The organism is Singulisphaera rosea (assembly GCF_054877945.1).
On the sequence record NZ_JBTYIP020000077.1, the window covers coordinates 1 to 1,946 of the forward strand.

Genomic DNA, 1,946 nt, shown 5'->3' on the forward strand with positions numbered 1-1,946 from the left:
ACCGAAGTTCCAGCTTGCCGAGGTGGGATTTTCCGGGCCGGGGATCGACTTACGTCAAAATCGATTCCCCGTTTCTGGCTACAACGCGATCAAACGCAGTGATTCGGACTGGAGCTCGTCGGCCTCCGTAAGTTGGTGGAACGGGGTCTGGCTCGGGTCGCTCGCGATGACGCACGTATTGCGGCACCGCGTCCCGAGATGAGCCATCAGTGTCCGGAAGCTCTGCACGGGTAGGCCCGATGCCGTCTTCCCGGTCTGCTTCTTCTCTCGCGACGACGACGAGGCCTCGGCCGGAGCGACCGGATCGCGACGCTGGCGATCTCGCTCCAACTCTTCGTCCTCGAACAGCAGCGGCTCCCACGCCCGGCGGAGGTGCCACTCCACATAGTAGGCCAGCAGGCACAGCAGGATGTGGGCTCGCACGCGGTCGGCCGTCCGATGGTAGATCGGCCGAACCAGTATGTCGATACCTTTTAGGCTCCGGAACGCTTGCTCGACTTGCGCGAGTCGCTTGTACGACCGGACCCCGTCGGCCGCCGTCAACCGTTCGGCCGGTTCGCTCGTCCGGACGACATAGATCCCGTCGAGCATCGCCTCATTCGCGATCGCCTCGTCCTTGCGGGCCCACTCCAGAAGGCCATCACGGATTGTTAAATGGAAATGTTTGGCGACTTTGAAACGATTGATGACCTTGCCGACCCTCACGCCGATCGCCGACGCCGTCCGCTCCTTCCCCATCGCGCGGGACACGCTCGCGGACAGGGTCACCAGCTCGGCCTCGGTCGCCGCGAGCAACTCCAGACGCTTCCGGCGTCGTTGCTCGGCCAGCTGCGAGTTGTAGCAAGCCACCAGCCGTTCGCCGGGGAATTCCGGGGAGGAGATCTCGGCCAGCCGTCGCGCCTCCAGGTCGTGTTTGACGAGGTGGCCCTCGGCCAGGAGACGGCGGATCGAGCCGCTCCGCAACGCCGAGATCCAGCCCAATCCCGGATGGGCCTTAATGGTATCAATCTGCGTTTGAGTGAGCATGCCCCGATCGCCGACCAGCACGACGCGAGACAGCCCGAATCGCTTGGTGATCGCCTCGACCTGGTCCGGGACCGTCTTGGGGTCGGCCGTGTTGCCGGGGTAGACCCGTACGGCGATGGGCCGGCCCTCGGCGTCGGTGAGCGCCCCGTACACGATGATCGGCAGGCCGGTCTTGCCGTCGCGGTCATGGCCGAAGCGAGCCAACGGGCAAGTCTTTCCTTCGTAGTAGCTGCTGGTGACGTCGTAGAGCACCATCGCGCCCTCGCCGAGGTGCCGCTTGGCCAGTTTTTTCTCGATCGCCGTCTGACGTTCCAAGAGCCAGTCCATGGCGAGGTAGAGGTCGTCCGCGGTGGCGTCGACGACGCCGAGTTCCTCGGCCAAGGTGGAGTCGCGCCAGTGCCGGGTGTTGGCCAGCTTGGAGCTGGGGAAGACGAGTCGTTCGACGATCATAGCGACGACGATGTTGCGGCGAGGAGAGGGCTCGGAGGCGATGAGTTCGTCGAGGCCGAGCTTGGCGATCATCTTCAAGACGGCCTCGACGTGGCCGTGCGGAAGGGATCGCGTGATGCGAACGGAGTCGGAGGCCGGGACGAAGGTCTCCCCTTTGAGAGACCGCTTGATGATGTCGATGAGGTGATCGGGGAGATGAGAGAGGTTGCCGAGGGTCTCGTGGGTGACGGCTGTGCCCTTGCGGATGGAACGGCGGAGCAAATGGGTGACGTAGGTCTTACCCTTGTAGACCCTCTTGGTGGTGGCCACATGGACGGCGCCGTGACGAGCTGGCATACGAGCATTTTCTCGACGAAACCGAAGTTGTCAAGATTGTCTGAAAATTTTTAGTGGCTACAATTCCGAGCCGAAATCGCACTTAACCCCTTGCTGGAGCGTGCTTTCCGCCCAAACCGGGCCTGGAACTTCGG

At 63.2% G+C, this 1,946-nt stretch carries 1 protein-coding gene; it reads right to left on the bottom strand.

Going from position 1 to position 1,946, the window contains the following annotated elements:
* Positions 1–78 precede the first annotated feature (78 nt).
* Positions 79–1,812, bottom strand: coding sequence for an IS1634 family transposase (locus ACYOEI_RS40990; RefSeq protein WP_462856462.1), 1,734 nt, complete (start codon positions 1,810–1,812; stop codon positions 79–81).
* Between the last annotated feature and the right edge of the window lie 134 nt (positions 1,813–1,946).

Coding starts and splice junctions, on each gene's coding strand:
- ACYOEI_RS40990 (WP_462856462.1), bottom strand. CDS start 1,812: ATGCCAGCTCGTCACGGCGCCGTCCATGTGGCCACCACCAAGAGGGTC.